Annotated in this window: 25 protein-coding genes and 1 pseudogene; 12 read left to right on the top strand and 14 right to left on the bottom strand. The window is 71.7% G+C overall.

Annotation, left to right across the window (positions count from 1 at the left end; translation table 11 throughout):
- Positions 1-43 precede the first annotated feature (43 nt).
- Positions 44-1,036 carry an AraC-like ligand-binding domain-containing protein gene (locus tag AC069T_RS10535; protein ID WP_478782358.1) on the top strand — a complete coding sequence of 331 codons (993 nt, stop codon included), beginning with the start codon at positions 44-46 and terminating at the stop codon, positions 1,034-1,036.
- 454 nt (positions 1,037-1,490) lie between these two features.
- Here AC069T_RS10535 and AC069T_RS10530 read toward each other — a convergent pair whose 3' ends face one another.
- Complete coding sequence (locus tag AC069T_RS10530) at positions 1,491-1,664, bottom strand: hypothetical protein (RefSeq protein WP_478782357.1); 174 nt, start codon at positions 1,662-1,664, stop codon at positions 1,491-1,493.
- A gap of 307 nt (positions 1,665-1,971) precedes the next feature.
- Between AC069T_RS10530 and AC069T_RS10525 the strand changes: the two genes are divergently transcribed.
- Entirely contained in the window at positions 1,972-2,829 is an 858-nt protein-coding gene (locus AC069T_RS10525) for an AAA family ATPase (RefSeq protein WP_478782474.1), read from the top strand.
- On the top strand, positions 2,826-4,187 hold the full coding sequence (locus AC069T_RS10520; RefSeq protein WP_478782356.1) for a vWA domain-containing protein: 1,362 nt from the start codon (positions 2,826-2,828) through the stop codon (positions 4,185-4,187). Before AC069T_RS10525 ends, AC069T_RS10520 begins: the two co-directional genes overlap by 4 nt.
- A 21-nt stretch (positions 4,188-4,208) precedes the next feature.
- On the opposite strand, the gene AC069T_RS10515 is transcribed toward AC069T_RS10520, so the two are convergent.
- The 3 genes from AC069T_RS10515 to AC069T_RS10505 form a co-directional block, all read right to left on the bottom strand.
- Positions 4,209-4,982: a TIGR03943 family putative permease subunit gene (locus tag AC069T_RS10515; RefSeq protein WP_478782355.1), complete on the bottom strand. Its 774-nt coding sequence runs from the start codon at positions 4,980-4,982 to the stop codon at positions 4,209-4,211.
- A complete protein-coding gene (locus AC069T_RS10510; protein WP_478782473.1) occupies positions 4,979-5,959 on the bottom strand; it encodes a permease in 981 nt (326 codons plus the stop codon). The genes AC069T_RS10515 and AC069T_RS10510 overlap by 4 nt, the downstream gene beginning before the upstream one ends.
- Positions 5,960-6,225: 266 nt before the next feature.
- Complete coding sequence (locus AC069T_RS10505) at positions 6,226-7,695, bottom strand: glycosyltransferase (protein WP_478782354.1); 1,470 nt, start codon at positions 7,693-7,695, stop codon at positions 6,226-6,228.
- Between the two features lie 320 nt (positions 7,696-8,015).
- Between AC069T_RS10505 and AC069T_RS10500 the strand changes: the two genes are divergently transcribed.
- Both AC069T_RS10500 and AC069T_RS10495 read left to right on the top strand, forming a co-directional pair.
- Positions 8,016-9,005 (top strand): hypothetical protein, encoded by a 990-nt coding sequence (locus tag AC069T_RS10500; protein ID WP_478782353.1) that lies wholly within the window; start codon positions 8,016-8,018, stop codon positions 9,003-9,005.
- A 247-nt stretch (positions 9,006-9,252) separates the two neighbouring features.
- Complete coding sequence (locus AC069T_RS10495; protein ID WP_478782352.1) at positions 9,253-12,156, top strand: nSTAND1 domain-containing NTPase; 2,904 nt, start codon at positions 9,253-9,255, stop codon at positions 12,154-12,156.
- A 209-nt stretch (positions 12,157-12,365) separates the two neighbouring features.
- Here AC069T_RS10495 and AC069T_RS10490 read toward each other — a convergent pair whose 3' ends face one another.
- Complete coding sequence (locus AC069T_RS10490) at positions 12,366-12,788, bottom strand: DUF6003 family protein (protein WP_476753302.1); 423 nt, start codon at positions 12,786-12,788, stop codon at positions 12,366-12,368.
- Positions 12,789-13,186: 398 nt separating this feature from the next.
- Here AC069T_RS10490 and AC069T_RS10485 point away from each other — a divergent pair, with 398 nt between their 5' ends.
- Positions 13,187-13,756, top strand: a complete 570-nt coding sequence (locus tag AC069T_RS10485; RefSeq protein ID WP_478782351.1) for an AMIN-like domain-containing (lipo)protein — start codon at positions 13,187-13,189, stop codon at positions 13,754-13,756.
- Between the two features lie 138 nt (positions 13,757-13,894).
- Here the strand turns inward: AC069T_RS10485 and AC069T_RS10480 are convergent, their stop codons facing one another.
- On the bottom strand, positions 13,895-14,368 hold the full coding sequence (locus tag AC069T_RS10480; RefSeq protein ID WP_478782350.1) for a carboxymuconolactone decarboxylase family protein: 474 nt from the start codon (positions 14,366-14,368) through the stop codon (positions 13,895-13,897).
- Between the two features lie 311 nt (positions 14,369-14,679).
- The gene (locus AC069T_RS10475) at positions 14,680-15,012 is read right to left on the bottom strand and encodes an antibiotic biosynthesis monooxygenase family protein (RefSeq protein WP_478782349.1); all 333 of its coding nucleotides are present in this window, start codon (positions 15,010-15,012) and stop codon (positions 14,680-14,682) included.
- A gap of 304 nt (positions 15,013-15,316) precedes the next feature.
- Here AC069T_RS10475 and AC069T_RS10470 point away from each other — a divergent pair, with 304 nt between their 5' ends.
- A complete protein-coding gene (locus tag AC069T_RS10470; RefSeq protein WP_478782348.1) occupies positions 15,317-16,936 on the top strand; it encodes a sodium/solute symporter in 1,620 nt (539 codons plus the stop codon).
- A gap of 163 nt (positions 16,937-17,099) precedes the next feature.
- Here AC069T_RS10470 and AC069T_RS10465 read toward each other — a convergent pair whose 3' ends face one another.
- On the bottom strand, positions 17,100-17,630 hold the full coding sequence (locus AC069T_RS10465) for a GNAT family N-acetyltransferase (RefSeq protein WP_478782347.1): 531 nt from the start codon (positions 17,628-17,630) through the stop codon (positions 17,100-17,102).
- A gap of 280 nt (positions 17,631-17,910) precedes the next feature.
- Between AC069T_RS10465 and AC069T_RS10460 the strand changes: the two genes are divergently transcribed.
- From AC069T_RS10460 to AC069T_RS10445, 4 genes and pseudogenes are all read left to right on the top strand, one after another.
- Positions 17,911-18,168, top strand: coding sequence for a DUF5133 domain-containing protein (locus AC069T_RS10460; RefSeq protein WP_478782346.1), 258 nt, complete (start codon positions 17,911-17,913; stop codon positions 18,166-18,168).
- A 121-nt stretch (positions 18,169-18,289) separates the two neighbouring features.
- Complete coding sequence (locus tag AC069T_RS10455; RefSeq protein WP_478782345.1) at positions 18,290-18,928, top strand: LLM class flavin-dependent oxidoreductase; 639 nt, start codon at positions 18,290-18,292, stop codon at positions 18,926-18,928.
- Positions 18,929-19,273: 345 nt separating this feature from the next.
- A pseudogene (locus AC069T_RS10450) lies at positions 19,274-20,100 on the top strand (glycoside hydrolase domain-containing protein).
- Positions 20,101-20,306: 206 nt separating this feature from the next.
- Positions 20,307-20,678 (top strand): SgcJ/EcaC family oxidoreductase, encoded by a 372-nt coding sequence (locus AC069T_RS10445; protein ID WP_478782344.1) that lies wholly within the window; start codon positions 20,307-20,309, stop codon positions 20,676-20,678.
- A 60-nt stretch (positions 20,679-20,738) separates the two neighbouring features.
- On the opposite strand, the gene AC069T_RS10440 is transcribed toward AC069T_RS10445, so the two are convergent.
- From AC069T_RS10440 to AC069T_RS10420, 5 genes are all read right to left on the bottom strand, one after another.
- Positions 20,739-21,302, bottom strand: a complete 564-nt coding sequence (locus tag AC069T_RS10440) for a CGNR zinc finger domain-containing protein (protein ID WP_478782343.1) — start codon at positions 21,300-21,302, stop codon at positions 20,739-20,741.
- 150 nt (positions 21,303-21,452) lie between these two features.
- Complete coding sequence (locus tag AC069T_RS10435) at positions 21,453-21,647, bottom strand: hypothetical protein (protein WP_478782342.1); 195 nt, start codon at positions 21,645-21,647, stop codon at positions 21,453-21,455.
- A gap of 249 nt (positions 21,648-21,896) precedes the next feature.
- Positions 21,897-22,703: an MBL fold metallo-hydrolase gene (locus AC069T_RS10430; RefSeq protein ID WP_478782341.1), complete on the bottom strand. Its 807-nt coding sequence runs from the start codon at positions 22,701-22,703 to the stop codon at positions 21,897-21,899.
- A gap of 293 nt (positions 22,704-22,996) precedes the next feature.
- Positions 22,997-23,464, bottom strand: a complete 468-nt coding sequence (locus AC069T_RS10425; protein ID WP_478782340.1) for an ATP-binding protein — start codon at positions 23,462-23,464, stop codon at positions 22,997-22,999.
- Between the two features lie 272 nt (positions 23,465-23,736).
- Positions 23,737-24,273, bottom strand: a complete 537-nt coding sequence (locus AC069T_RS10420) for a DUF2269 domain-containing protein (protein ID WP_478782339.1) — start codon at positions 24,271-24,273, stop codon at positions 23,737-23,739.
- 365 nt (positions 24,274-24,638) lie between these two features.
- Between AC069T_RS10420 and AC069T_RS10415 the strand changes: the two genes are divergently transcribed.
- Positions 24,639-24,917 carry a GlsB/YeaQ/YmgE family stress response membrane protein gene (locus AC069T_RS10415; RefSeq protein WP_358852397.1) on the top strand — a complete coding sequence of 93 codons (279 nt, stop codon included), beginning with the start codon at positions 24,639-24,641 and terminating at the stop codon, positions 24,915-24,917.
- A gap of 363 nt (positions 24,918-25,280) precedes the next feature.
- Here the strand turns inward: AC069T_RS10415 and AC069T_RS10410 are convergent, their stop codons facing one another.
- Complete coding sequence (locus AC069T_RS10410) at positions 25,281-26,471, bottom strand: MFS transporter (protein WP_478782338.1); 1,191 nt, start codon at positions 26,469-26,471, stop codon at positions 25,281-25,283.
- Positions 26,472-26,721 lie beyond the last annotated feature (250 nt).

Raw genomic sequence — 26,721 nt, 5'->3', positions numbered from 1 at the left:
TCCCCGAACGGCTCCACCACCACCCGTGTGATTGACTACGGCCGTGCTGCACGAGTCGGTCTTCCGCACCGTAGATCTTCCGGTGGGCGACCGGTTCGAGGCCTGGACGGAGCGACTGGGCCGTACCCACGCACCCATGGACCTGGCCAGTGACCGCACGGCCGACTACCGCGCCCAGCAGCGGCTGATCCAGCTCGGGGACGTGACGATCTGGCCGGCGACGTTCGACCAGCTGGTCTTCCGCCGGACAGCGAAACTGATCCGCCGGTCCGACCCCGAGGTTCTCCACCTCTCCCTCCTGCTGCGCGGAGAGGCGGCCGCCACCTGGGACGGGCGGGACGTCGCGTACGGCGCCCACGACTTCCACGTCAACTGCTCGTCACGGTCGTACGAGATCTTCACCGGCCCCGACCCGGTCAGCAGCATCGGTGTCGAGATCCCGCGGGCGCTGGTCGCGCTGCCCGCCCACCAGACGGACGGCATGATCGGGCGCCGGATATCGGGCCGGGAGGGATTCGGTGCCCTGCTGCGCCAGTTCCTGGTCCAGGTGGCGTCGGACACCGGCTCCTTCCAGCCGTCGGACGCACCCCGGCTGGGCACGGTCGTCGCGGATCTGGTCACCGCGGTCGCCGCGCACGTCGTGGAATCCGACGTGCGGCTGCCACCGGAGACCCACAGCCGGACGCTGACCCTGCGCATCAAGGCGTTCATACGACGTCACCTGGGCGACCAGGAACTGACACCCGCCCGGATCGCCGCCGCGCACCACATCTCACGCAGCTATCTGCACCGCCTTTTCCAGGCGGAGGGCATCACCGTGGCCTCCTACGTCCGGGACCAGCGACTGCGCAACGCCCGCCGCGAGCTCACGGACCCGGCCCTGCGCACGCAACCCGTCCACGCCGTCGCCGCCCGGTGGGGGTACCCCCGCGCCGCCGAGTTCAGCCGGGCCTTCCGCACCGCCTACGGCGTGCCGCCGAGCGAACTCCGCCACCAGGCGCTCGGGTCGGACGCCGGCCGCGGCACCGGGCGGTAGACCCACAGCCAAGGGACTGTGGACTGTCGGCCAACGACAGGCGGTCTCCTGCCCGTGCATGCTTGTGATCACCGCGGCCGGGGGGCGTGCGAGCGTCTGGAGCGGGCCGGGTACGGGGGTCCTGGCCCTGCTCCGGCGCGCACGTCGCCGGCCCGGCGTCTCGGTGCTCGCGGTGGGTCGTGAGCAGGGGCCGTGCCGCAGCCGACGGTTTCCCCGGGGGCCGCGTGGCGAGGGGGCGTTGCGGCCGGCGAGCAGCCGGTCCGGGGGCGTCTCGACCGGGTCGTGTGCCGGGGAGGCCTCGTGCACCGGCAGGGTGGCCCACCCGCCGGGTGCGTGGCGGGGAGCTCGTATCGCACCTGCGGGGGACGACGATGGCGCGCAGCCGGAGAACCCGGCTGCGCGCCATTGTCTGCACGCGGCTGCACGCACGCCGTGCGTCCCTGCGACCGTTCGGTCAGCGCTTGAAGCTGTCCTTCGACTTCTCCTTGGCGTCCCGGGCCTTGCCCCGGGTCTCCAGCGCGGCACCCTTCGCGGCGGTGGTCTCGTTGCCCGTCGCGTGGGCCGCCTTCCGCACGGCCTTACCGACGACCTGCTCGGTCTTGGCCTTGGCCTTCTCTCCGGCGCTCATGTCGGTCCTTTCGTAGGCACTCACCGGACCGACTGCCCGGGGCCCCCGGAAGAAAACCGCGGCCTGAGGCCGTGTACCTGTCCGGGTGGCGGGACCGCAGGTCTGCCGGCTCGGGATGCGTGAGAGGTTCGGCCTCCCGTGGCCGACCCACGTGACCGCGCTCGCCCCGCGTGACCGCGCTCGTCCCGGTGACCGCGTGGCTCGTCCCCCGTGACAGCGGAGGTGAACAAGCGCTTAGATAGTGCTCGTCCGATCTCTGCCTCTCCTTCGACCCCGACTGGCTCGCGCCGCGCTGGAGGCCCCGTTGCTGTTCACATCCGTCGACGACGTGTCCGCGCGGCTGGCCGAGACCGGCTATCTCGCCTCCCCGGCCGTCGCCACCACGGTCTTCCTGGCCGACCGGCTCGGCAAGCCGCTGCTCGTCGAGGGCCCCGCGGGCGTCGGCAAGACGGAACTGGCCAAGGCCGTCGCCCAGGTCGCCGGGGCAGAGCTGATCCGCCTGCAGTGCTACGAGGGAGTCGACGAGTCCCGGGCACTGTACGAGTGGAACCACGCCAAGCAGCTGCTGCGGATCAGCGCGGGCCGTGACGAGACCTGGGACGAGGCGCGCACGGACATCTTCAGCGAGGAGTTCCTGCTGCCCCGGCCGTTGCTGACCGCGATCCGCGGGGACGAACGGAAGGTCCTGCTGATCGACGAGACCGACAAGGCCGACATCGAGGTCGAGGGCCTGCTTCTCGAGGTGCTCAGTGACTTCCAGGTCACGGTCCCCGAACTGGGCACGATCACCGCGACGAGCCGCCCCTTCGTGGTGCTCACGTCGAACGCGAGCCGCGAGCTGTCGGAGGCGTTGCGCAGGCGCTGCCTCTTCCTCCACATCGGTTTCCCGGACGAGGAGTTGGAGCGCCGCATCGTGCGGCTGAAGGTACCGGACCTCGACGAGGCGCTGACGGAGTCCGTGGTGCGCGTGGTCGGCGCGCTGCGCGAGATGGACCTGCGGAAGGTCCCGTCGGTCGCCGAGACCATCGACTGGGCGCGCACCCTCCTCGCACTCGGCGCCGGCACCCTCGACGAGTCGGTGGTACGCGACAGCCTCGGCGTCCTACTCAAGCACCAGGACGACGTGCTCAAGGCGACGGCGAAGCTCGACCTGGACGCCGTGTGAACGCCCCGGCCGGGGTGGCGGAGCGGCTGACGGGTCTCGTCGCCGCGCTGCGCTCGCACGGCGTCGGCATCGGCACCGGCGAAACCGTGGACGCCGCACAGGCGTTGGAGGCGCTCGGTCTCGCCGACCGGGAACGGCTGCGCGAGGGACTGGCTGCCACGCTGCTCCACAGCACGGGGCAGCGGGCGGTGTTCGACCCGGTCTTCGACGTGTACTTCCCTCGTCGGGTCGGGGTGGCGGACGTCGAAACGCCCGCCGACCGGGAGGAGTTGCGGGACCGGCTCGTGGCCGCGCTCGCCGCGGACGACCGGGCGGTGCTGGCGGGGCTGGCCGTCGAGGCCGTGGACGGCTTCGGCGGTTACGGTTCCTCGCCGGGCTCGGACGGCTGGTCCTCGTACCAGACACTGGACCGGCTGCGTCCGCAGACGCTGATGGCGCGCGTGCGCGACACCGTCAGGGCCCAGGCCGGGGGAGCGGGGTTCGCCGACCGGCTGCTGGAGGACGAGGTCCGACGGCGGATCCAGGCCTTCCGCGCGCAGGTCGTCACAGAGGCGCGGCGGCGGGTGGCCGAACGGCGCGGCCGGGACCGGATCGCGCGGCGGGCGGTGGTCACCACCGCGGACCGGGTCGACTTCCTGTTCGCCGGACGGGATCAACTCGCCGAACTGCGCAGGGTGGTTCAGCCACTGGCGCGTAAACTCGCCACCCGTCTCGCCGCACGGCGCCGTCGCGCCTCCCGGGGGACCGTTGACCTGCGGAGGACGCTGCGCGGGTCGCTGTCGACCGGCGGGGTGCCCATGCGGCCGGTGCTTCGCCGTCGCCGTCCCGCCCGCCCCGAACTGGTCCTGCTGTGCGACGTGTCGGGCTCGGTGGCGGGCTTCTCCGACTTCACGATGCTGCTGACACAGGCGCTGCACGACCAGTTCAGCAAGGTGCGGGTGTTCGCCTTCGTCAACCGGATCGACGAGGTGACGGGTCTGCTCGTGCGCGGCGCCGCCGACCCCGAGGGGCTGAGCGGCCGGATCCGGTCGGAGGCGACACTGACCGGCTGGCACGGCAGCAGTGACTACGGCGCCGCGTTTGGTGAGTTCGGTGAGCGGTACGACGCTGCCGTGGGGCCGCGTACGACCGTCTTCGTCCTCGGTGACGCCCGGACGAACATGAGCGACCCGAATCTGCCGGCCGTGCGCCGGCTCGCCGGACAGGCCCGCCGTTTCCACTGGCTGAACCCGGAGCAGCGGTCCCAGTGGGGCACCGGCGACTCCGCGGCGCTCTCCTACGCCGAGCTGGTGAACATGTACGAGTGCCGCAACGCCCGGCAGCTCGGTGACCTGATCGCCCGACTGCTGCCCGTCTGAACGTCGTTCGGCCGTGGTGTGTCAGCGGGAGAGGGGGAGCGGAAGGGCGTCCGTGTAGGCGTTCACCGGTTTGGCGACCTTGTCGACGGTGCGGGCGTCCAGCGCGATCGCGGCGGATTCCGTGCCCAGGGTGCCGCCCCGGTGCCAGGTACCGGTGACGGACACCCAGGTGTTCGCGGGCAGCGCGGCGGCGCCGTGGATCCGTACCCGCACGGACTGGGCGTCCGCCGCGCAGCACGAGATGATGATCCGGGTCAGGTACCAGCTGTCGTTCCGTCGGCCGGGGGTGACGAAGCCGGTCATCCGGACGGTGCGGCCCGCGACGGCCCGCTCACGGTCCTGCCGTACGCGGCTGGTGAAATCCGTCAGGGTCATGGGTACCGGCGAGGTCGCGGGCAGCCGGTCGAAGTCCCTCTCCTCCGTGACCGCCCGCGGCGGCTGGCGGGAAGCGGTGTAGGCGCCGAGGGCGGGCGGCGCGAGGAAGAGCAGACTCAGCGCCGGGAAGAACAGCAGCCAGGAGACGCGGGGCACGGAGGAGTGGTCATGACCGTGGCCGTCGCCACTGTCGTCGTTGCTGTCCTCGCCGTGCCGCCCGTCATGCCCGCCCTCCCCGTCCGGACGGCGGACCGACCACGCCTCCGCCAGCCCGAGCAGGATCAGCAGGGCCCCCGAGGCGATCAGCATCGGACGCATGCCGGGCTTCACGTATCTGAGGCACAGGTCGGTGAAGAGCGAGGCGTGCAGCAGGCCGAGGCCGCTGAGGACGAGCAGGAGTACCTGAAGCGGCCGTCTCACAGCAGTAGTCCTCCGGTCAGCGTGCTGCACAGGATCGCGACGACCGTGGTCGCGGCGGAGAAGCGGAACGCGAAGGCCCGTCCGAAAGTGCCCGCCTGAAGAGCGATCAGCTTCAGGTCGACCATCGGCCCGACCACCATGAACGTCAGCCGGGCGAGCGGGGAGAAGCCGGTGAGCGAGGCCGCGAGGAAGGCGTCGGCCTCCGAGCACACCGCGAGCACGACGGCGAGCGCGGCCAGGAACAGCACCGACAGCCACGGCGAGCCCGAGAACGTGTCGAGTACCGAGCGCGGAACCGCCACGTTGAACGTGGCCGCGGCCATGGCCCCCAGCACCAGGAACCCGCCGGCGTGCAGGAAGTCGTGCTGGAAACCGCGCCGGAACTCCCGCAGGCGGCTGCGCCCCGGCTCGTGCCCGGTGTGACGGGCCATGGGCTTCAGCCACTCCTCGCGACCCAGCCAGAGCCACAGCCATCCCATGACCGCTGCGGTGACCAGCGAGGCGAGCAGCCGCGCCAGGACCATGCCCGGACGGCCGGGGAAGGCGACGGCGGTCGCGGTCAGCACCACCGGGTTGACGGCGGGTGCCGACAGGAGGAACGCGAAGGCGGCGGCCGGGGTGACACCGCGCCCGATGAGGCTGTTCGCGACCGGCACCGACGCGCACTCGCAGCCGGGCAGCACGACTCCCGCGACTCCGGCGACGGGGACGGCGAGCGCGGGCCTGCGGGGCAGCAGGCGGCTGAACACGCGGGCGGGTACGAACGCGTTGATGGCACCGGACAGGGCCGTGCCGAGGAGGAGGAACGGCAGCGCCTGCATGGTGATCGCGAGGCAGACGGTCCGCCAGGCCTGCACGGCCGGTGTGTCCCACCGCATGGCGACGAAGGCCGCGGCGGGAGGCAGGACGATCGCGCACAGCAGTTCGAGCGGCCAGAAGCGCGGCCAGTTTCCCGACGAGGTGGTCTCGGCCGTCATGGGCTCCGTGAGGGCCGCCCGCAGCTCTCCGGCCGGTTCATCCGTCGTCCGCATGCCCGCTCCGCTTGTCCGATGTTCAGAGCGAACATAGCGGGTGGCCGGACCGGGGTATGACCCGCCCCGCACCCAGCCCCGGACCCGACCCGGACCTGCCCCGGACCCGACCCGGACCTGCCCCAGACCTGCCCCGGGGCGGGTCACGGGACCCCGCCCCGCCCGCTCCGACAGCTGCCGTCCCCGCGGGCGGGTGACGGCCGGCGTCCGGCTCAGGCCACGGCGAGGCTCTGGTAGAGGGCGGACTGCTGGCACAGCTGGCGGTCGTCCAGGAAGTGTTCGAGTGCGCGGCGCCGGGCTCCGGCACCGAGTGCGGCGGCCCGGCCGGGATCCTGGAGCAGCCCGCCGGCGTGCGCCGCGAAGGCCACGCGGTCGTGCGGGTCGTCGAGGAGGATGCCGTGGACGCCGTGCTGGATCTGGTCGCGGATGCCGCCGACGGCGCTCGCGACGACCGGACGGCTCTTCCACATGGCCTCGGTCACGGTCAGCCCGAACCCCTCGGCAAGGCTCTTCTGCGCGACGACGGTGGCCTGCTGCTGAAGGGCACTGACGGTCACCGCGTTCTCCTCGGCGTCGGCCATCGGCAGGCAGACCAGATGGATCCGGGAGCGGCTGCGAAGCGGCAGCCGGCCCCACAGGTCGACACACTGTGCGAACACCGCGCCGCCCTCGGGGTCGTCGCCGACACCGGTGACATCGGGTCCCACCAGCGCGAGGTGTGCCCCGTCGAGCGAGGCGGCGCCCGCGGCGAAGGAGCTCATCACCCCGGCCATGTCCTTGAGCGGGTCCCAGCGGGAGATCTGCACGACCAGCGGAGCCTCGGCCGGGGGAGGGGAGACGCTGTACAGGCAGATCGGCCTGCGACGGACCTGCCCCACGGTTCCGTCCCCGCGCCGGTAGGAGGCCCGCTCGCGGGCGCGGCCGCCGGCACGCAGACCCATCCGGCGCACGATCGCGGCGGCGGCATGGTCGTCCAGCGGCCGGTTCTTCGCCGACAGGGGATCGATCGACGGCTGGATCACGGCGACCTGCCGTTCCGCGAGCCAGCCGGGCACGTACTGGGCGCGCGAGAACACGAACGCGTCCGCCGGATCCAGAAAGGGCCGCAGGAACGCCCACGCCCGGTCGGTGAACTCGTTGTGCGCGTCGCTTCCTATGTGCGAGCGCCACACCACCCGTACGCCTGCTCGCCGCAGCGCCGGAGCCAGGCCGGCCGTCTGGGGATCGTGCAGGGTGACGAGGTCTCCGGGCCGCACCGACCGCAGGAGCGCCCGCGCGTTGCGTTCACCGACGGCCGCGTAGTAGGCGGTGGTGTGGGTGTCCAGGGGTGGACCCGCGGCGTCCTGGCCGTGCAGGAGATGGTGGAGCCGCTTGGTGAGCGCGAAGAACGTCGGATCGGCCTCGATCGTGAACCACCGCGCGTCGACCCCGGCGCCGCGCGTGTACCGCACGATCCGGTAGAGCATCTCGGCCACTCCGCCGCCGGCCGTCGTGGAGTTCACGTCGATCACCCGGCGCGCACCGAGCACCGAGCGAAGGCCGCCGACCGCCGCGTCGAGACCGGCCGCACGCTCGGGCCCGATGGTGTCTTTCAGCAGAGAGGGATCGGCGGGGGCGACGGCCACCTCCGGCAGCGCCGCCTCCCCGGCGGTCGCATGCGGAGAGAAGAAGAGCTGTGCCATGGCAGTCCGTCCACTGAGGATTCAGCTCCACCGCTCGTGCGGAGCCCGACGCGGATCGTTCGTTCTCCGCTTCATGACGTTCTTGACGCACTCGGCCTTTTCGGCGGCCCCTCATGGCCTTGTCCCCTCAGGGTGATCCGGAGAAACCATTCAAAACACTACTTTCTTACGAATTGCGGTGCGGTCGTTGTTCGCGTCGCGTTGTTCGGCGTTCCGCGTCGGATCGTGAACAACGTCCCCCTGGTAGGGCTGGAAGACCGAGGGCCCGTCCGCACCGGTGGCGAGCGGCCGGGGTATGTCGGGGAATGGGGGACGGGGCAATGCGCGAAACGGTCCTGCGGCTGGGTTCGGCCGACGATCTGAAGGTCTCCGTGGGCAGGCAGCCCCTGCCCACGGTGCTCTCGCTGCTGGCCGACGCGCTCGGTGCGGCGGTCCAGGGTGTACCGCCGGGATGGCGGTCGGCGGCCCGTGCCGCGTGTCCGAGCGGTGCGGCGCGGACGCTGGGCCCCGCGTGCGAGCCCCGCGGGCTGTGGCTGCCCGACTGCGTGTCGCCCCTCCCGCTCGACCCGAACCCCGTGGCCGCGCAGCTCGACCGGATCGCCGCGGTCACACCCGAGCAGCTCGCCGGTGAGGTCACCGAGCGCTTCCCGGACGGAGTTCCGCACGCCTGGCAACGTGTACTCGACGGGCCGGCGCCGTTCGTCCACGCCTTGGTCGCGGCCACGGCGGGCATCTGGGCGGCTTTCGCGCCGATGTGGCGACGGTCGCGGCACCTGATCGAACTCGAGGCCGAACGCATCGGCGTCGCCACAGTCACCGGAACGCTGGACTCGGCGCTCGCGCGTCTGGGGCCGCGCGTCCGCCGTACCGGCGAGGGTTTGGCCCTGCCGGGCGGCCCCACGGACCGGGGCCCGCTGGAGCTCGTCGACCGCAGGCTCCTGCTCGTGCCCCTGGTGTCCGGCACCACGGCTTCCGTGCACTCCCTCGGCCGACGGGGCCCGAGCTGGATCGGCTACCCCGTGCCGGGACTGCGGGACTCGGTATCCGGTGCGGCCACCACGAGTCGCCGCGCCCTCGATCCGCTGGAGGCGGTTCTCGGCGGGATGCGCGCCCGGGTGATGCGGGTCGCGCACCGGGGGCTGAGCATGGGCGAGATCAGCTCCCTGCTGAGCTGTGCGCCCGGCGCCACGACGCATCACTGCAAGCTGCTGGAGACGGCCGGGCTCGTCCGCCGCAAGCGCCAAGGCCAGCAGGTACGGCTCCTGCTGACCCGGCGCGGCGAACAGCTGCTGGGTGTCCTCGCGCCCTGAAACCGCCCACGCCCTGCGCCGTGACGCACCGATGAGACTTTTCGGCCGAGCCGCAGAAGGGATTTCCTCCCTCAAGCACTTCAAGGAACTTGGTACGGCGTACGACGGGACCCGGACCCACGGCGCGATCGAGCCTTTCGACGCCGGCCGGGCCCGGCACCGCCGAGCGCACGGGATCATCATCGGGTCGGCACTCACCAAGTGGCGGACACGGTCATGAGCACGTGGAGCGTGAGGGGGTCGCACCATGCCGCGCAGGGAGCAGCCGCTCCCGCAGGGGAACGCGGCGCTGCGCAGGTTCGCCGCGGACCTGCGCCGGCTGCGCCACGACGTCGGCAGCCCCTCCTACCGCACCCTGTCGGGGATCGCCCACTTCTCCGTCGCCACGCTCTCGGGCGCCGCAGCCGGGCACAAACTCCCCTCCCTGGACGTGACACTGGCGTACGTCCGCGCCTGCGGCGGTGACCCGGACCGGTGGGAGCCGCGCTGGCACGATGTCGCCACGGAACTCGCGGCGGAGGCCGCGCTGCGGGACGCCCCGGACCCGGAGCGCGACGACGCCGAGAGCCCGCGGCGCGCGCCGTACGCCGGGCTGGCCGCTTTCCAGGCCGACGACTCCCCCTGGTTCTTCGGCCGGGAACGCCTCGTGGACGACCTCGTGGCCCGGGTGGCGAAGCAGCGGTTCGTCGCCGTTTTCGGGGCGTCGGGCGCGGGGAAGTCCTCGGTCCTGCGCGCCGGGCTGCTGCCCCGACTGCGCGCCCGCGACCGCCAGGTCTTCCTTCTCACACCGGGACCGCACCCGGTGGAGGAGGCCGCGATCCTGCTCGCCGCGCCGGCACGGACGACGCCGGGCCGGCTCCACCAGGACTTCACCGCCGAGCCGCGTAACCTGCACCGGACGCTGCGCAGTATCGCCGCGGAACAAGGGCCGGACGCCGAGGCCGTCCTCGTCGTCGACCAGTTCGAAGAGCTGTTCACCGTCTGCCAGGGGCAGGAGGAGCGGACACGCTTCATCACCGCGCTGGTCCACTGCGCCCGGACCGCGAACAGCCGCTGCCGGGTGGTCCTCGGCATACGCGCCGACTTCTACTCCCACTGCGCCGAACAGGCCGAACTGGTGGACGCGATGCGCGACGCCCAGGTCACCGTCGGTCCGATGAGCGCCGACGAACTGCACCGCGCCATAGTCGAACCCGCCGCCCGGGCGGGGTGCCGGGTGGAGGGACGGCTGCTCACCCACCTCGTCACGCACGCCCAGGGCCACGGGGCGGTACTGCCGCTGCTCTCGCACGTGCTCCTGGAGACCTGGCGCCGCCGTCGCGGCAACCAGCTCACCCTCGACGGCTTCCGCGCTTCCGGCGGGGTGGAGGGCTCGCTCGCGCAGACGGCGGAGGCCTTCTACGGCGGGCTCGACGCGCGTCGGCGGGTCGTCGCCCGCCAGGTCTTCCTGCGACTCACCGCACCGGGCGAGGGCACGGAGGACACCAAGCGCCGGGTCGAGCGCAGCGAACTCGACCCGGACGACGACACCCGGGTCGTTCTCGAGCGCGCCGCCGAGTCCCGTCTGATCACCCTCGACGGGCAGCGGCTGGAAATCACCCACGAGGCGCTGATCCGCGGCTGGCCCAGGCTGCGCGGCTGGCTGACCGGCACCAGACAGACACTGCGTGAGCACCGGCGGCTCACGGAGGCCGCGGCGGTGTGGGAGTCCCTCGGCCGGGACCCCGGAGTCCTGTACCGGGGCGCACGTCTCGCACTGGGGCGACAGCTGGCGGACTCGGGCGGCATCGAGCTCACCCGGCGGGAGCAGGCCTTCCTGGAGGCCGGAACCGCGGCGGAGACGGCCGAGACCGAGACCGCACACCGCCGCGCCCGCCGGATGCGGATGCTGGTCACCGCACTCGCCGCGCTGCTCGTGCTCACCATGGCGATGACCGCGTACGCCATGCGCGCCAACGAGCAGATGACCAGGCAGCGCAACCGCGCCGTCGCACAGAACGCGGCGGCCAGGGCCCCCGAGCTCGCGGGACAGCACCCGGCCCTCGCCGTGCAACTCGCTCTCGTCGCGCACCGGCTGGCACCCACCCGTGCCACCCGGGACAGTCTGCTCAGTACGCTCATGCCCTCGTGGTCCGGACACCGGGGCGAACTGCTCTCGCTGTCCCTCGCGGCGCACGGCGGGACGATGGCCACGGGGGGAGGCGACGGCGCCGTACGGCTGTGGGACGTGGGCCGGCCGTCGAAAGTCCGGCTACTCGCCACCCTGCCGGAACACGAAACCACCGTCCACGCCGTGGAGATGAGCCCTCGCGGTCACCTCCTGGCCGTCGCCGGCACCGACCGGAGGATCCGGCTGTGGGACGTCGGCGACCCGGGGCGCCCGCAACTGCTGTCGGCCACCGGCGCCCACACCGGCAGCATCCGCGCGCTCGCGTTCAGCCCCGACGGCCGGATCCTGGCGAGCGCCGGCAACGACCGCACCACCCGGCTGTGGGACACCGGGAACCCGCGGCGCCCGAAACGGCTGAGCGTGCTGAAGGGCCACACCGACACGGTGCGCTGCGTCGCCTTCAGCCGGGACGGGCACACCCTGGCCACGGCCGGCGAGGACGAGAGAGTACAGCTCTGGGACGTGGAAGTTCCTCGCGCGCCCGTCCGGCTGGCCCGCTGGCGGGCGCACCACCTCGGCGTCTTCGCCGTCGCCTTCAGCCCGCGGGAGGACGTCCTCGCCACGTCCGGCGGCGGGGAGGCAGCCGTCCGGCTGTGGTCCGTGCGCGACCGGCGGCCCCGCGAGGTCGCGGCGCTCACCGGCCACAGCGACGTCGTGGGCGCCCTCGCGTTCAGCCCCGACGGGCACACCGTGACGACCGGGAGCGACGACCGTACGGTCCGCTCGTGGGACGTCACCGACCTGGCTCACCCCCGACGCGGAATTGAGCTCACCGGGTACCGCACCGCGGTCTCCTCCCTCCGCTTCTCACCCGACGGTGGCACGCTGTTCTCCGGTGTGTACGACGGCATGGTGCGGGTGCTGCCACTCGACTTCCCCCGCGTCATCGCCCACGCCTGCGCCCAGGGCCGACCGGACATCACACGAGCCGCGTGGCGGAGGTACCTGGCGGGCATCCCCTACCGTCCGCCGTGCCAGTGACCCGGCAACCTCCGCATGGCAGCACTCACCCTGGACGACGGCCCGCTCCGTGCGCGCGGCGGTGATCCGGTGCGGTGCAGGCGTGGTCGGCGAGGGCGGCAGCTCGACAGGGTTTGCGGTCCACGTGACCGGATTCCACTGGCGCCGGAGCGTGCCGGAACATCCGTCCGGCACGCTCCGGTCGGCCGGGGCTACGGCAAGGAGACTGTTCAGCGGCAGGCGGCTTTCACGGCCGTCAGCTCTTCACCGGTGAGTTCCGCGACGCGGTGCGCCGGCACACCGGCGGCAAGTGCACGCGTCAGCAGCGCGTCGCGACCGTCGGTGCAGGAACGGTAGGCCAGCAGCTCCTGCTCCAGCCGGGCGATGTCCTGAGGTGCGGACTGGTTGCGTACGAGGCTCAGCTCCTCGTCGCTGAGGGGGACGGGCAGGCGTTCGGCGTCCTCCGGGACGGCCGAGGTCTCCTCCGGCGGCAGCAGACGCAGCTGCGGCGACGCCGCCGTGATGCCCTGCGCGTTGAGCCACGCCTGGACGGCGGGGGTCTCCAGACACGCCAGGTCTCCTACTGCTGCCGGGGGGACCCCGAGCGTCGCGGCCGCGCCGTCCAACAGGACGAGGTAGGCGTCGTCAGTCATTCTCGGTTCCTAACGGGGGGTGGGTAGTGCTGTTGGCGGCCCTATACCCCGTACCGGCCGTCGCATAGCGGCGGGATGAAACCGACAGTGGCGACATCTCGCGTGAAAGCACAGGCAACGGTGTGCTGTTCGGGGGAGGTCCGTTGCGGCGACTGGGCAAGCGAGCCATGACGCTGCTGTGAACAGGTGGGACGACCGGGATGTCGCCATACGTACATGTGGGCGACCCCGGCCCCGGGTTCAGGCATGCGTTCGGCTGGGCTGGCCTCCCCACCGGGACTCCACGACATGACCCGGCGAACTTCGGCACGGAACACAACCTTTTACGCCGCCGGACTGTCTCATTTTCGTAGCTGCCCGCACGGGGCGGGGCGGCACTGAACCGACAGGGGGATGTCATGCGCAGGAGCGGTATGGCAATGGCGGCGCTCGTACTCGCGGCCGGGGGACTGGGCGTGACGGCCGTTCCGGCCGCAGCCGCGGGTGCGGCTACGACACGAGCAACGGCCTGCGCGACGGCCTGGGGCAGCGGCCCGAAGAGCGGGGCCGCGACCACCTCGGCATCGCTGACGGACGTCAGAACGGGCCGGCACGAGTGTTTCGACCGGATGGTGCTGGACATCCCCGGCGGGGGCACCAGCGGCCTCGGCTACCACGTCCAGTACGTGGACCGGCTGTATCAGGACGGCTCGGGCCAGTACATCCCGGTCGGCGGCGGTGCCGTGATCGAGGTGCGCGCGGGGGCGCCGAGCTACGACCCGGAGACGGGTTCGCCGACCTACCCGGGGCAGGCGGCGCAGCCGCTTCCCGGCGTCAACCTCACCGGCTACAAGACGTTCAGGGACACGCGTTTCGCCGGCAGCTTCGAGGGTGACACCCAGCTCGGTCTGGGCGTGCGGGCGCGGCTGCCGTTCCGCGTGCTGCAACTGGACGACCGGCTCGTGGTGGACGTCGCGCACACCTGGTGAGACGGCACGCGTAGTGCTCCGGCCACGCGCGCCGCGCACCGCCCCGCGGATCCACGGATCCAGGGGTTCGCGTGGTGCGTGGCGCGTGGCCGGCATGTGGAATGGCGTCGCCCGGTTGTGCAGACCGGATACGCGCTTCTATCCGAACTGGCCGGGCTGGTAGTCGCCGGCGGGCTGCTGGACGATGACGTTGACGCGGTTGTAGGCGTTGATGAGGGCGATGAGGGACACCAGGGCGGCGAGCTGGTCCTCGTCGTAGTGCTTGGCGGCGTCCGCCCAGGCCTCGTCGGTGACGCCGCCGGCCGCGTCGGCGGTACGGGTGCCCTGCTCGGTCAGTTCCAGGGCGGCCCGCTCGGCCTCGGTGAAGACCTTGGCCTCCCGCCAGGCGGCGATCAGATGGAGACGCGTCGAGGTCTCCCCGGCGTGCGCGGCGTCCTTGGTGTGCATGTCGGTGCAGAAGCCGCAGCCGTTGATCTGGCTGGCGCGGATCTTCACCAGTTCCTGGGTCTCGGCGGGGAGCGTCGAGTCGGAAAGCACCTTGCCGGCCGAGTTGATGTACCTCAGGAACTTGGTCGCGACCGGGTTGCCGTAGAGGTTCAAGCGAGCGTCCATGGTGAACTCCTGTGCCGTCGTCGGGTTACACCTCACTGACGGAGCCGCTCGACGACATGTGACAGGAGCGAATGTGACGTGCGTCTCCCCGACCGCCGGGGTGCCGGGCACCAGGTATCGGAGTGCCGTGTGCCGGGCCGCCGGCTGCGCGGGCTCGGCCGTCAGTCGCACGGGCGGGCCGCAAGTCGCGCGGCTCGGCCGCAAGAACAGGCCGCCCCGGACGAGTGCCCCCGACGCGTGACCGCCGCCAACGCGTGACCGCCGTCCGGCCGCTTGCGCGGCCGGACGCGATACGAACCACGCGGGACGAACTACGCGTCCTTCGGAGCCGCCTGCTGCACGACCTCGAACGACCACAACGTGGACCCGCTCGCCGCCGGCTTGGGACGCTCCCCTCCTTCCGTGGCGCCGCCGCCCTGGTGGGCGGCCTTCATCGGGCCCTCCATCCACGCCTGGAAGGACTCTTCGTCACGCCACCGCGTGTAGACGAGGTAGCTGTCGGTGCCTTCGACCGGGCGGAGGAGTTCGAACCACTCGAACCCGTCGGAGTTCTCCACGGCATGGGCACGGGAGGCGAAGCGCTTCTCCAGCGTTTCCCGCTGCTCGGCAGGGACGGTCAGTACGTTGATCTTGACTACGCTCATGGCTCCATCCTGCCCCACCGGACCGGACGGGCAGTTCGCCGGCCACGCCCCCACCGGCTCGACGCCGCCCGTGAAAGCCACGAAGCCCCGCGGACCACCGTCCCGCCCACCGGTCCGCGCGGCCCTGTGCTTCAGCACAAGGCCGCCCCGGCCTCGCTGTGCACTCGCCTCTCACCCGCCCCGCCCCCTGTACGGGGCACCGGGCCGCTGGTGCCATGTCCGGCATGTCTCCTGCTTCCCCTGCGACGTCGGGCCCGGGCGCGCCAACGCACCTGAACGCATCAGCGGCACCGGAGCGCCGCCCGTGAGTACCGGCGACGGACAGTCGCTCGCCGCCATGGTCTTCCTCGCGTTCGTCGCGGTGTCCCTGCTGCTGTGCGGTCTCGCCGCCGCCGACTTGGACGACCCCGAGCACTTCTACGCGGGCGGCAGCGCCGCCTTCGGTCCGGTCGGCAGCGGGCTCGCCGTCGCGGGCGACTACATCTCCGCGGCCACCCTGCTCAGCACCACGGGAGCCGTCGCCCTCGACGGGACCGACGGCATCCTCTTCGCCTGCGCCACCGTCGTCTCGCTCTACCTCGTCATGCGGATCCTGGGTGAACCCCTGCGCCGCCGGGGCGTGTTCACCCTGGGCGACTTCCTCGCCGAACGGCTCGGCGACGTCTCCGTACGGCGCGCTCTCGGCATCGCCACCCTCGTCGTGCTAGCCCCCCTGCTCCTGGTGCAACTGTCCACCGCCGGCCACATCATGGCGGCCATGTTCGGTCTTCCGGAGGGCGCGCTGACCGGCTGCACCGTCGCCGGCGGGACCCTGATGGTCTGTTACGCCGCGTTCGGCGGGATGCGTGGCATCGGCTACGTACAGATTCTCAAGGTCGGAGTGACCCTGACCGCCGTACTGCTTCTCGCCGGGCTCGTTCTCGCCCGGTACCGATGGTCGCCCCTCGCCCTCTTCGGCGCCGCGCAGGACCGCTCCGAGGCGGGTTCCGACTACGCGGCCCCCGGACTGCACTTCGGTCACTCCTTCGCCGGGCGACTGGACCTGATCAGCTTCGAGTCCACCCTCCTGATCGGCGCCGCCTGCCTGCCGCACCTCACCATGCGGCTGCACCCGCTGCGCGACGCCCGGACCGCGCGCCGTGCCGTCGGGTGGGCCGTGGGCCCCGTCGCGGTGGTGTGCGCCGGAGTCGTGGTGGCCGGGCTCGGGGCCTGTGCCCTGATCGGCCGGGACCTGATACGGGCCGCCGACCCCGGGGGAGCCACCGCCCTGCTGATGGTGACGGGCGCACTCGACCCGGTCCCCGGGGGCGCGCGGCACAGCATGCTGTTCGCGATCGTCGCCTGTGCCGTCTTCGTCACCACTCTCGCGGCCGTCGCGGGCATCACCCTGGCCGCCGCGTCCAGTCTCGCCCGCGACTTCGGCGCCCGCCCGGCCGACGGGACCCCGGGCCGCTCACCCGGGGGAGAGATCCGCAGGGCAAGGGTGGGCATCGTCGTGGTCGGCGCCGCCGCCGTGATCCTCTCGGTGCTTCTCCAGGACCGCGGCAGACTGACCCTGATCTCCATGTCGTTCACCGTCGCGGCCTCGGTACTCGCTCCGGTCCTGCTGTACGCGCTCTTCCTGCCCGGCCACACGGCCACCGGGGCGCGCTGGACCGTCTACGGGACGCTGCCGCTGATCGTGCTGTTGCTTGCGGGATCCCCGGCCGTCTCGGGCACGCCGATCGCGCTCTTCCCCGACCGCGACTTCCACTGGTACCCGCTCCAGACCCCGGGCCTTGTCACCATCCCGGTGGGCTTCCTGCTGGGGCTGGTCGGCCGGGACCGCACCCGCACCCGCACCCGCACCCGCATCCAGGGGAGGCAACCTCCTCGGGACGCACAGACCAGGTCCCTGAGGAGGAGCTGGGTCTCCACGAAGTAGGGGCCCACTCGGGCTGCCCGCATGTTCCCTGCCGCCCGTCTCCGCCGGCGGCTGGCACTGCGTAGGCGGAACCCGCGTCCCAAGTGCTCCTAACCGCAGCCCTGTTGGGCGTCCAGAGAGCGTGGGCGTCGTGAACGGTGCCCGGCCACCGGACACGTAGCCGTCAGTCCAGGCGCCGGGGCAGCACCTGCCCCGGCCAGCCGCTGGACAGGAAACGGTCGGTGGGGGTGAAGCCGTTGCGCTGGTAGAACGCGACCAGCTCGCCCCCGCCGCCCGCCCAGCAGTCGACCCGCAGCAGTCTCACGCCGGCCCGCCGGGTCTCGTCGGCGGCATGGGCCAGCAGCGCCGCCCCGATGCCGAGACCGGCGTGCCGCCGGTCGGAGACCAGCAGCCGGACGTACCGCTCGGGCTCCTGGGCCCGGGCGATCGGCATCCGCGGGCTGGGCCCGGAGTCCAGCACCATGGCGCCGACAGGTGTCCCGTCCGACTCCGCGATGTAGGGGGCGTTCTCGGTCGTGTACCGCTCGACGCGCGCCACCCCGCCGGGCGTCTTCGAGTACGGTGTCGTGCCCCACTGCTCGGTGTTGCCACGGGCGTTCATCCAGGCCACCGCGGAGTCGAGCATGTCCAGCACGGCGGGTGCGTCGGCCCGGGTGCCGGGTCTGATCCGTATCTCGGGCGTGATGTCGTTCATGCCGGAAGCCTAGGCACCGCTCGGATCCGGCCGACGCCGACGCCGACGCCGACGCCGACGCCGACGCCCGTGCCGGTGGTGGGCCAGTGGTGCCGGTGGCGCCGGGTGGGGGCATCGTGCCGGCACCACGTATGTCCCGGTCGGCACGCGGACGCGGCTCGCACGAGCGAGGTCGGGCCCGGCCTGCCGCCGAAGTCCGTGCCCGGGCGCGGGCATGGACTCGTTTGTCCGGGGCACACGGACAACAGTTTCCCGGACAGATCACCGAAGGGGTGTCACCGTGTCGACGCCGGACCCGCGCCATGTGAGAAAGCTTCTCGCCCGGTACGCGAGCGCACGCATCGCTCTCGCGGAGAGGAGCACGCGTGAGTGGCAGCGGGAGCTGGACGACGTGACGCGTACCCTCTGCATGCTGACCGGCACCCGCTCGGTCGCCGACGCGATCTGCGCCGCCGACGAGATCCTGGCGCAGCATGCACGGCGGCGGCGAGCCCCCCGCCGAGCGACGGCGGGAGAGGGCAGCGCCGTGGCTGCCTGAGGACCTCGGGACGGGCCGGACGGACGTGCTCCGCTCCCGGTGAGCACTCCCAGGACCTGACCTCCGACCTCCGACCTCCTGCGACGGTTCTTGCCGTCCCCGACTCGGCGGAACTAGCGACTTGCCGGAGTCCGCGAGTCACCGGAACTCGTCGGGCGTCACGGTCATCAGCTCCGACGATCCCGTCCGCGTCTACCAGCGCTACGCCACACTCGACGCCGTCTCCCACGGCCGGGCGGAAGTCATCCTGGGCCGCGGTTCGGAAGGTCGGCCTGTTCGCCCGTCGGTCGTCCGTACGGCGCGCCACGGGTTCTCGCTGATGCTCGCGATCATCGGCGGACCGACGGCGCGGTTCGCCCCCTTCACCGAACTCTTCCGCGAGGCACTCGAGAAGTCGGACCGGCCCGAACGCCCGGTGGGCGTGCACTCCCCGGGGCATGTGGGGGAGACGGACGAGCAGGCGGTCGAGGAGTTCTGGCCGCACTACGAGAGCACGATCCGCAGGGTGGCCAGGCAGCGGGGCTTCCGCGTACCGACCTTCCAGCAGTTCCTGCGGGACGCCGGCCCCGAGGGCTCCCTGTACGTGGGTTCCCCGGAAACCGTCGCCCGGAAGATCACGGCGACCCTGCGCACGCTGGGCGCGACCCGCTTCGACCTCAAGTACGGGATGCACGGGATGCCGCACCGGACGCTGATGACGAACATCGAGCTGTTCGGGACACGCGTCGCGCCGCTGGTACGCGACATGATGGCGTCCTGAAGTCGTGGTCGGCGGAGTGCGCGAGCGCCGCCGGAACCGACTCGGGCGTCGACGATGCGATCCAGGATGCCGCAGGGGGCGTCGGGATCACTCGACGGCCGGGGCAGAGCGACCGGAAGCAGCACCTGCCCGTACGGCGAGTCTCAGCACTGATGGACATGCCAGGTTGCCAATCCGCCCCCTGATCTTGGGTAGGCTACGGAGCGCTCCGGACGTCGGAGTCATACCGCGCCGCTGCGGGCGCCACCTGGCACTGCAGTCATCACCACGGTGAACTCCGCACGCGCGTCGGGCCCGGAGCCGCACCAGTGGCGCTCCGTCGGCCGCGATCAAAAGGGGTGGGGAATGTCCAGTCACCGGTTGTCCAAAAAAGGCCGCTATCTCGCGTGGTCGATAACGGGCGTGGTCGTCGCCGCCGGCGCCGGGATCGCGGCGCAGACCTCGATGGCAACCACCACCTGGCCGGCGCAGAAGACGTATACGGGCCGGGCGTTCGACGCATGCACGGCGCCTTCTCTCGCGGCGATGAGGGCATGGAACACGGGCTTCTACGGTGCCGCCGCCGTCTACATCGGTGGCAAGAACCGCGGGTGCGCTCAGCCCAACCTCACGGCGTCCTGGGTGAAGTCGGTCAACTCCCTCGGCTACAAGCTCATCCCGCTCTACGTCGGCGCCCAGCCCCCGTGCCAGACGGGCAACAACCCGGAGAAGCTCACTGCCTCCACGGCGGCTTCCCTGGGTGTGAGCAACGCCAACGACGCGGTCGCCAAGGCATCGGCGCTCGGAATGAAGGCCGGCAGCGCCGTCTACCTCGACATGGAGCCCTACGACATCACCAACAAGGCGTGCAACGACGCCGTGTTGACGTACGTACGCTCTTTCACCAAGACCCTGCGGGCCAAGACCTACCGCGCCGGGTACTACGGCTTCAGCAGTTCCAGCGCCAAGGCCATCGCCACGGCTTCCGACAGGACGGACCTGCCGGGCAACCTCGGTACGCGTTGTGGGACAAGAAGAACACCACTACGACGGACTGGCCCTGGGACCCCAAGCTGTTCACCGGCCACAGCCGCGGCCACCAGTACATGGTCAACAGCAAGGAGACCCGCGGCGGTCACACGATCACCGTGGACCGCAACGCCTGGGACGCCCCGGTCGCCCTCGTCGGCTGAACAGGCCCGCGGTTCCTCCGGCGGACTGGACGGGAGCTGTTCGACCGTGACCCGCGGCCGGTCTCCCCCGCGGCCGCGGCACCTCGCCGCTGCCACGCTCTCGTCCAGACTTTTTGCTCAATAGTCGACCAGTCGCCTAGTGAGTGGCATCCTGGTTGGGTCCGCCGGTTCGGAAGCCGGCGGTTCCAATGGACGGGAGAACCCTGATGCACAGCACGACGGAGACGGAAGCGATCCTGCGCGGCGTCGCCGACCAGTGGAAGGCGGCCGTGGACGGGCACGAGCCGCAGCGGGTCGCGTCCCTGTTCGCCGAGGACGCCATCTTCCAAGGGCTGCACCCCTACAGCGTGGGTCGCGAGGCCATCGCGGACTACTACGACTCCCAGCCGTTGGGGCTCACCGCGGACTACCGGATTCTCGAAACCAGACGCCTCGGCGACGATCTCGTCCTCGGGTATCTCGGTGTGGACTTCTCGTTCACCGACTGGCCCACGGTCACCGTCAGCCTGAGTCTGCTGCTGAAGCGCACGGACGGAGGCTGGCGCGTCGCCCACTACCAGGTCTCGCGCCTGAGCTGATCCCGTCGGCTCAGAGGGAGCGCGAGGGCTCCTCCCGGGCCGACCGGTGCGCCGACGGGGTCAGTGGGCCGCTGCGGAGTCCGCGGTCTTCTTGCGAGCGCGGTACGCGGCGGCCTTGAGTTTGTTGCCGCAGGACTCCATGCCGCACCACTGCCGCCGCATTCCCCGCGAGCGGTCGATGTAGACGCGGGTGCACTCGGGGTTGCCGCACTCCTTGAGCAGCGGGACGTCCGGCCCGTTCAGGAGCTCGATGGCGAGGCGCGCCACCGCCGACAGCGCTTCTTCGGATGTCGCCGCCGTCCAGCGTCCGGACGGGGTCAGCTGGGGCACCGCCGGAGGCCTGCGGGCCGCGCTGTTCACGACGGCCAGCGCGCCCTTGGCGTACTCCTCGCCGAGCCGCCGAGCCGTGACCAGCCGGTACACGGCTTCCCGTACGGCCGTCGCCTGGTCGACGTCGGTCTCCTGGCTGGGGGAGACCGCGTCCACGATTCCCGACTCCACGTACCAGGCGTCCAGCCGGTCCGGCGTCGCGAACATCTCGAAACGCGTCGAACGTCGCGCCCGGAGGGTCGCGGCGAAGTCGAGAGCCGGGTTTCCGCACACGAAGACGTGGTCTGGGTTCACATCACTATCTTGACAGGTGACTGGTGTGCCGGCCAAGGCGTGCACCGGCGACCCGGCGGGTCGGCCCGTGCGCCCGGTTCTGCGCGTGAGTCCGGCGCGTAAGGGCGCGGCGTACGGGTGCCGCGCCCTTCGCTTTTCGCGGGCGCCGACTCACAGGCCCAGGTCGGCGGCCAGGCATGAGAAGGACGTCCACGATCCCTCGGGGTTGTAGGGGTTCCGTGCCGGGCCGCCGGGCGTTGCCGCCCGCTCCTCGATGGTGTCCTCGTATCGGATGCGCGCGGGCAGCTTGCCGAACCGTGCGTGTCGCGCGGCCGCGGCGCTGTCCATGATGCCCTGACTTTCCACGGTGACCCTCCGCTCAATCGGTGGCGGGCAGAGCCCTGTGGCTCTGTGGGTGCCAGGCTCGCATCGCGGTGCGTCACCCGTCAAGGGGGTGACGATATTGCGAGAGGGGTAGGTGGCGATCGACTTCCATGACCCTTGCGGAAGATGTTCCTGCTCACCCTCACCAGCGTGACCGGTGGCGGCAGGCCGGATGCTGCCGGTCACCTCTTGAACGGGTGACACCAGCGCGGCGGTCGCCGCCGGGACGCGTCAGAAAGGCAGGTCGATCCACGTGCCGTTCTGGGCAGTACGCAGGCACCCGGCAAGGCCCGCGTCGTCGAACGCGCGCTCGATGTCGGCGCGCCCCTCGCTGAAGTGCGCCCAGCCGTCGCAGTGAGCGGGGATCACGACGGGTGCTCCGAGTACGGACACCGCGGCGCTCGCCCGCTCCGCGGACAGGGTCAGCGGGCGTCCGCGCATCTTGCCGGGCACGCGGGCCGCCCCCATGAACACGACCGCGACATCGACCGGCGCCATGCGGCGGGCGATCTTGGCGACGATGCCGACCGAGGCGTTGTCACTGCTGACGTAAAGGGTCGGCAGGCCCTCCCCGCGCAGCACGAACCCGGTCACCTCGCAGTTCACGTGCCCGTCCTGGTCGCGATCCCCGTCGTCGGGCCCGTGCTGGGCGGGAACAGCGCATACTTCGAGCGTTCCGCCGTCGGGGCGGGGGAGGCGGGCAGGTTCCCAGGTCGCGAGCCCCCGCGCGGGTGAGCCCAGACGGTCGGCGGACGCGGGACCGGTGAGCACGAGCGGAGAACGCAGAGCGAACGCCCGCCCGCGGTCGTCCAGGTTGTCGGGATGCAGGTCATGGCTGACGAGGACGGCGTCGACATCACCGAGGTCGTCCTCCGTGGCCGCGGGCCCGGCGGTCTTCGTCAGGTAACCGTGATCGCCGGCTTCGTCGAAGGTGGGATCACACACCAGACGGAGACCGCCCATATCGATGACGGTGGTCGGCCCGCCGAGCACCGAAACGGCGCAGGGCCGGCGTTCAGGACTGACTGTGTGAGCCATGACCGCACCTCACTGATGAGTTGCCTGCCGTAACCGACGGTGTCCCGCCGGTGCGAGTCGGTGACCGGAGTCGAGAAATCCACTTGAACCGGAACCGGAACCGGAACCGGAACCGGAACCGGCCGGCCCGTCGCCGGAAGCCGGGTGCCCGAGCAACATATCCCGCCGATGACGAGCGGGCGTTCTCGGCAGTCACCGCGATCACTTGCGTCAACACCGTCGCCGCCCGGCCGCGTCTTCGGGAGCGGCGAGCGGTTTCGATGCAGACGCCGACCGGGGCGCGGCCCCGTTGCTCAGGCCTCTTGGTCGGACTTCAGGGAGGAGCGCGCCGGCTGTTGCCGTCCCGCGCCGGTGACCCGCGTCTGCTTGGAGGACCAGTTGGACGGCTCCGGACGGGCGAGCGGCAACTCGACGATGATCACCTTGCCCGTGCCGTCCGGGCGGGTCTCCACAGTGAGGCTGCGGCTGACGGCCTCGACGATCTCCAGGCCGTGTCCGCCGAGGCGTCCGGGATCCCGCTCCAGCACCTCGGGAGAGCGGGCGGAGGTGTCGCGGACACTGATCCGGGCGCTGTCGCCCTCCGGCGCGAGGCCGATGTGCAGGCTGCCGCCGCCGGCTGTGTGGCGCAACACGTTGGTGACCAGCTCGCTGACCACGAGCTGTACGTTCTGGGTGTCGCGCGGGGTGGGTGAAATCCGGCCGGACTGCCGGGACCGCTCAAGGAATGCGCTTGCCGCGTGTCGCGCATGCGCACTTGTCATCGCGCCACCGTCCCAGGAAATCTCCCAGTTCAGTGCCACGTCCGAGTTCGGCCCTGGCTCATCCGACGCCTGCTTCCTAAGCGGGATGACCATGGGTAACACGCCCTGTCAATATGTGCTGCTTCGTCACTGAGGTGCTCTCGGCACGACAGCCACATACCCGTGGGCGCCGGCTTTAAGGGCCCGGACACGTAGGGGAAGGCATCCGCTGTCTCCTGCGGGGCGGTGACACGCGCGGCCCGCCCTTGACCGTGGAGCCGGGACCGGGGGCCTCAAACCGTCCGGCGAGCGCGGTCGGCGCCGGTGGGGCCGCGAGCTGTCCCGCGCAGTCTCCGGCCGCGTCGCGTCAGTCCCCAGGGCTTGAGGACCGAGATCACGGTCATGAAGACGTATGTGGACAAAGAGACAATCGGGCCGAACAGGAGGTCGCCGGCGTCGGGCAGCGGGCCGCCCTCGGAGAGTGCGGCGACGGCCGCGTTCACCCCGGGGCGCAGCGCGAAGACCGTGGCGGTGGTCGTCGCCAGAGTCAGCCAGAACTTCGTGTGGACCCACCTGTACCTTGCCAGACCCCAATGGGTGCTCAGGGACAGCAGCAGGCCGCTGACCAGGGTGAGAAGCGCGACGGGGAGCAGGAGCCAGTCGGCGAACAGCTTCATGGACCGGGCGGAGGCCGCCACGGAAGCCGCGCCCGAGGTGGTGGTCGCGGTGATCCCGAGGGCGAGCAGTCCGAGCGACAGCCCGAGCCAGCTCGCGGAGGCGGCTACGTGGACGACGAGGAAGGCCCGGCGTGCGGGGCGGCTGGCTTTCATCTGGACACCGTGCCCGGCGGGGGAGGGGCGGGGCGTCTGCCGACGGGAGTATGTACGCGTACTGGCCCGGGCGTACACGCCGGGACGCCTTCCGTGACACGGTTCCTCTCCAGCAGGTCCGGACCCCGTGCGAGCGGGCGCGCGACGCCCGCCGGGTTTCTGCTGCGCGCCATCCGCCGTCCCCGGCCGCAGCGACCTCGAACCAACGGGGCCCGCTCCGGAGGGCCCGGCCTTCGCCGGGTCTGGGTCGCCGGTCTGCGGCCCGGCGGGGGTCGCTGGGCAGGCCTCGGCTTACGGGATGTTTATCTTTGCCTTATGGGTGCATTCGGAGAAGGAACGCACTTCCGATTGTCTGAGGAGGAGTCGTGGGCATCATCGCCTGGATTCTGATCGGCCTGCTGGCCGGTGCCATCGCCAAGCTGTTGCTGCCCGGCAAGGACCCGGGCGGAATCATCGTCACCATGCTGATCGGTATCGCGGGCGCCCTGCTGGGAGGCTGGCTGGGGAAGGTCCTCTTCGACGTCGACTCGGTGGACGGCTTCTTCGAGCTGTCGACCTGGGTGGCGGCGATCGTCGGTTCCCTCATCCTGCTCGTGCTGTACCGCCTCATCACAGGCAATCGGCGTTCCCACCGACACGCCTGACGTACCCCGCCTCAGCCGGCGTCGCCATCACGGGCGAGGCCGGCTGAGCCGTGTTCGGGGCCCGCGGTTCCGGCGCGGGGCGCGGGCGGTTCCATGCGCGGGCCCCGGACACGGTGTCCGCGGCCCGCGCCTCGCGTTTCAGGGCGTAGCTCGTCGTGCCGCGTCTCACGCCGGCGCGAGACGGAGGCCGGGGCAGCGGGCGTCAGGAGTCCTCCGTGCCCGGCCGCAAGCGGTCAGTGCTCCTGCGTATGAACTCCACGAGGGGCGACGGTACATGTACCGGTCCGTTCCCGTTCCCGGGGTTCCCGGCGTTGGCGGAGCCCCGCGGCCGGGGCGAACGCCTTGGCCGGAAAGCCGCTCGTGCTAGGTCCTCGCCGGCACCGGCCGCCGGAGCAAGTACACGCCGGCGACGGTCACCAGGACGGCCATGCACGCGATGAACACCAGCCCCGCGCCCTCCAGACCGATCGGACCCGCCAGCAGCCCCACGCCGATGACCGGCACCGAGATGCCCGCGTAGGCCACGACGAACAACGTCGAGATGACCGCGGCACGTCGACCGGCGGGAGACGCCCCGGCCACCGCGGACAACGCTCCGCGAAAGGCCAGGCCCTGCCCGGCTCCGCCGACGATCGCGCTCAGCACCACCAGCGGCAGCGACTCCCACCGCAGCGCACCCGCGAGCAGCGCCAGCCCGGTGAAAAGACCCGCGCAGCCGAGTGGCAGTGACCTCCTCACCCCGACCCGGCCGACGGCCAGCTGCCCGCCGGTCGAGGCGAAGAAGGCCAGTGCGACGACCAGCCCGCTCACAGCGTGGTTGCGCACGTCCAGGGACTGCGCGAGGAACGACGGGCTGACCGACGTGAACACGCCGAACAGGGCGAACCCGACGAACGAGGCGATCGCCGCCGGCCCGAACACCGTTCGGACCTGGCCGGGCAGGCTGGGGCGCTGCGGCCGAACGGTACTCAGCGGTCGCCGCTCGCGCACGGTCTCCGGCAGCCACAGCAGAACGGCCGCCGAGCAGGCCACCAGCGCGAGGTGGACGGTGAACGGGAGGTACAGCGGCCGGTCGGCGTACTGTGCGAGCACTCCCGCGAGCAGCGGGCCGCAGCCCAGCCCGCCCATGTTGGCGGCCGTGGCCACGAACGTGGCGCGAGAGGCTTCGCCCGGCGGTGCCAGATCCATGACGTACGCCGTGGCCGCCCCGGTGAACAGACCGGCGGACAGTCCCGAAAGGAGCCGCCCCGCGTACAGCCAGCCCAGACCGGTGGCGCACAGGAAGCAGGTGGCGCTCGCCGCGGCGAACCCCAGTCCCACCAGCAGAACGGGACGTCTGCCGACGGCGTCCGAGGCGTTGCCCGCCAGCAGCAGCACGGCGATGACTCCGAACGCGTACACGGCGTACACGACGGTGACCGTCAACTCGGAGAAACCGAACTTCTCCTGGTAGAGGCCGTAGAGCGGAGTCGGCAGCGTGGTCCCGGCCATGCACACGGCGAACACCGCTCCGCCGAGCAGACACGGGACCCGGCCACGGCGATCACTGTCCATGCCGCTGACCGTAGCTCCGCGTGCCACCCGGACCGGGGAGCGGCGTGCCGGTGGGGGAGGGGCCGGGACGGCCGACGTGGCAAGAGCGCACAGGGCATCGGCCCGGGGCTTGTCGTCATGGCCGGTTCCGGAACGGGCCGGGGGGGGGGGGGGGGGGGGGGGGGGGCGGGGGGGGGGGGGTGGGTGGGGGGGGGGGGGGGGGGGGACGAGAGCCACAGGTTCCACCCCAGGGGTTTTTGTCTTCCTTACG

This window comes from Streptomyces sp. NPDC043867 (genome assembly GCF_056435845.1).
The sequence above is the reverse complement of the archived record's forward strand: the minus strand, read 5'-3'. Positions and strand labels throughout refer to the sequence as shown.

Coding starts and splice junctions, on each gene's coding strand:
- AC069T_RS10530 (WP_478782357.1), bottom strand. CDS start 1,664: ATGAGCGCCGGAGAGAAGGCCAAGGCCAAGACCGAGCAGGTCGTCGGT.
- AC069T_RS10510 (WP_478782473.1), bottom strand. CDS start 5,959: ATGACGGCCGAGACCACCTCGTCGGGAAACTGGCCGCGCTTCTGGCCG.
- AC069T_RS10505 (WP_478782354.1), bottom strand. CDS start 7,695: ATGGCACAGCTCTTCTTCTCTCCGCATGCGACCGCCGGGGAGGCGGCG.
- AC069T_RS10500 (WP_478782353.1), top strand. CDS start 8,016: ATGCGCGAAACGGTCCTGCGGCTGGGTTCGGCCGACGATCTGAAGGTC.
- AC069T_RS10495 (WP_478782352.1), top strand. CDS start 9,253: ATGCCGCGCAGGGAGCAGCCGCTCCCGCAGGGGAACGCGGCGCTGCGC.
- AC069T_RS10490 (WP_476753302.1), bottom strand. CDS start 12,788: ATGACTGACGACGCCTACCTCGTCCTGTTGGACGGCGCGGCCGCGACG.
- AC069T_RS10485 (WP_478782351.1), top strand. CDS start 13,187: ATGCGCAGGAGCGGTATGGCAATGGCGGCGCTCGTACTCGCGGCCGGG.
- AC069T_RS10480 (WP_478782350.1), bottom strand. CDS start 14,368: ATGGACGCTCGCTTGAACCTCTACGGCAACCCGGTCGCGACCAAGTTC.
- AC069T_RS10475 (WP_478782349.1), bottom strand. CDS start 15,012: ATGAGCGTAGTCAAGATCAACGTACTGACCGTCCCTGCCGAGCAGCGG.
- AC069T_RS10465 (WP_478782347.1), bottom strand. CDS start 17,630: ATGAACGACATCACGCCCGAGATACGGATCAGACCCGGCACCCGGGCC.
- AC069T_RS10445 (WP_478782344.1), top strand. CDS start 20,307: ATGCACAGCACGACGGAGACGGAAGCGATCCTGCGCGGCGTCGCCGAC.
- AC069T_RS10430 (WP_478782341.1), bottom strand. CDS start 22,703: ATGGCTCACACAGTCAGTCCTGAACGCCGGCCCTGCGCCGTTTCGGTG.
- AC069T_RS10425 (WP_478782340.1), bottom strand. CDS start 23,464: ATGACAAGTGCGCATGCGCGACACGCGGCAAGCGCATTCCTTGAGCGG.
- AC069T_RS10420 (WP_478782339.1), bottom strand. CDS start 24,273: ATGAAAGCCAGCCGCCCCGCACGCCGGGCCTTCCTCGTCGTCCACGTA.
- AC069T_RS10410 (WP_478782338.1), bottom strand. CDS start 26,471: ATGGACAGTGATCGCCGTGGCCGGGTCCCGTGTCTGCTCGGCGGAGCG.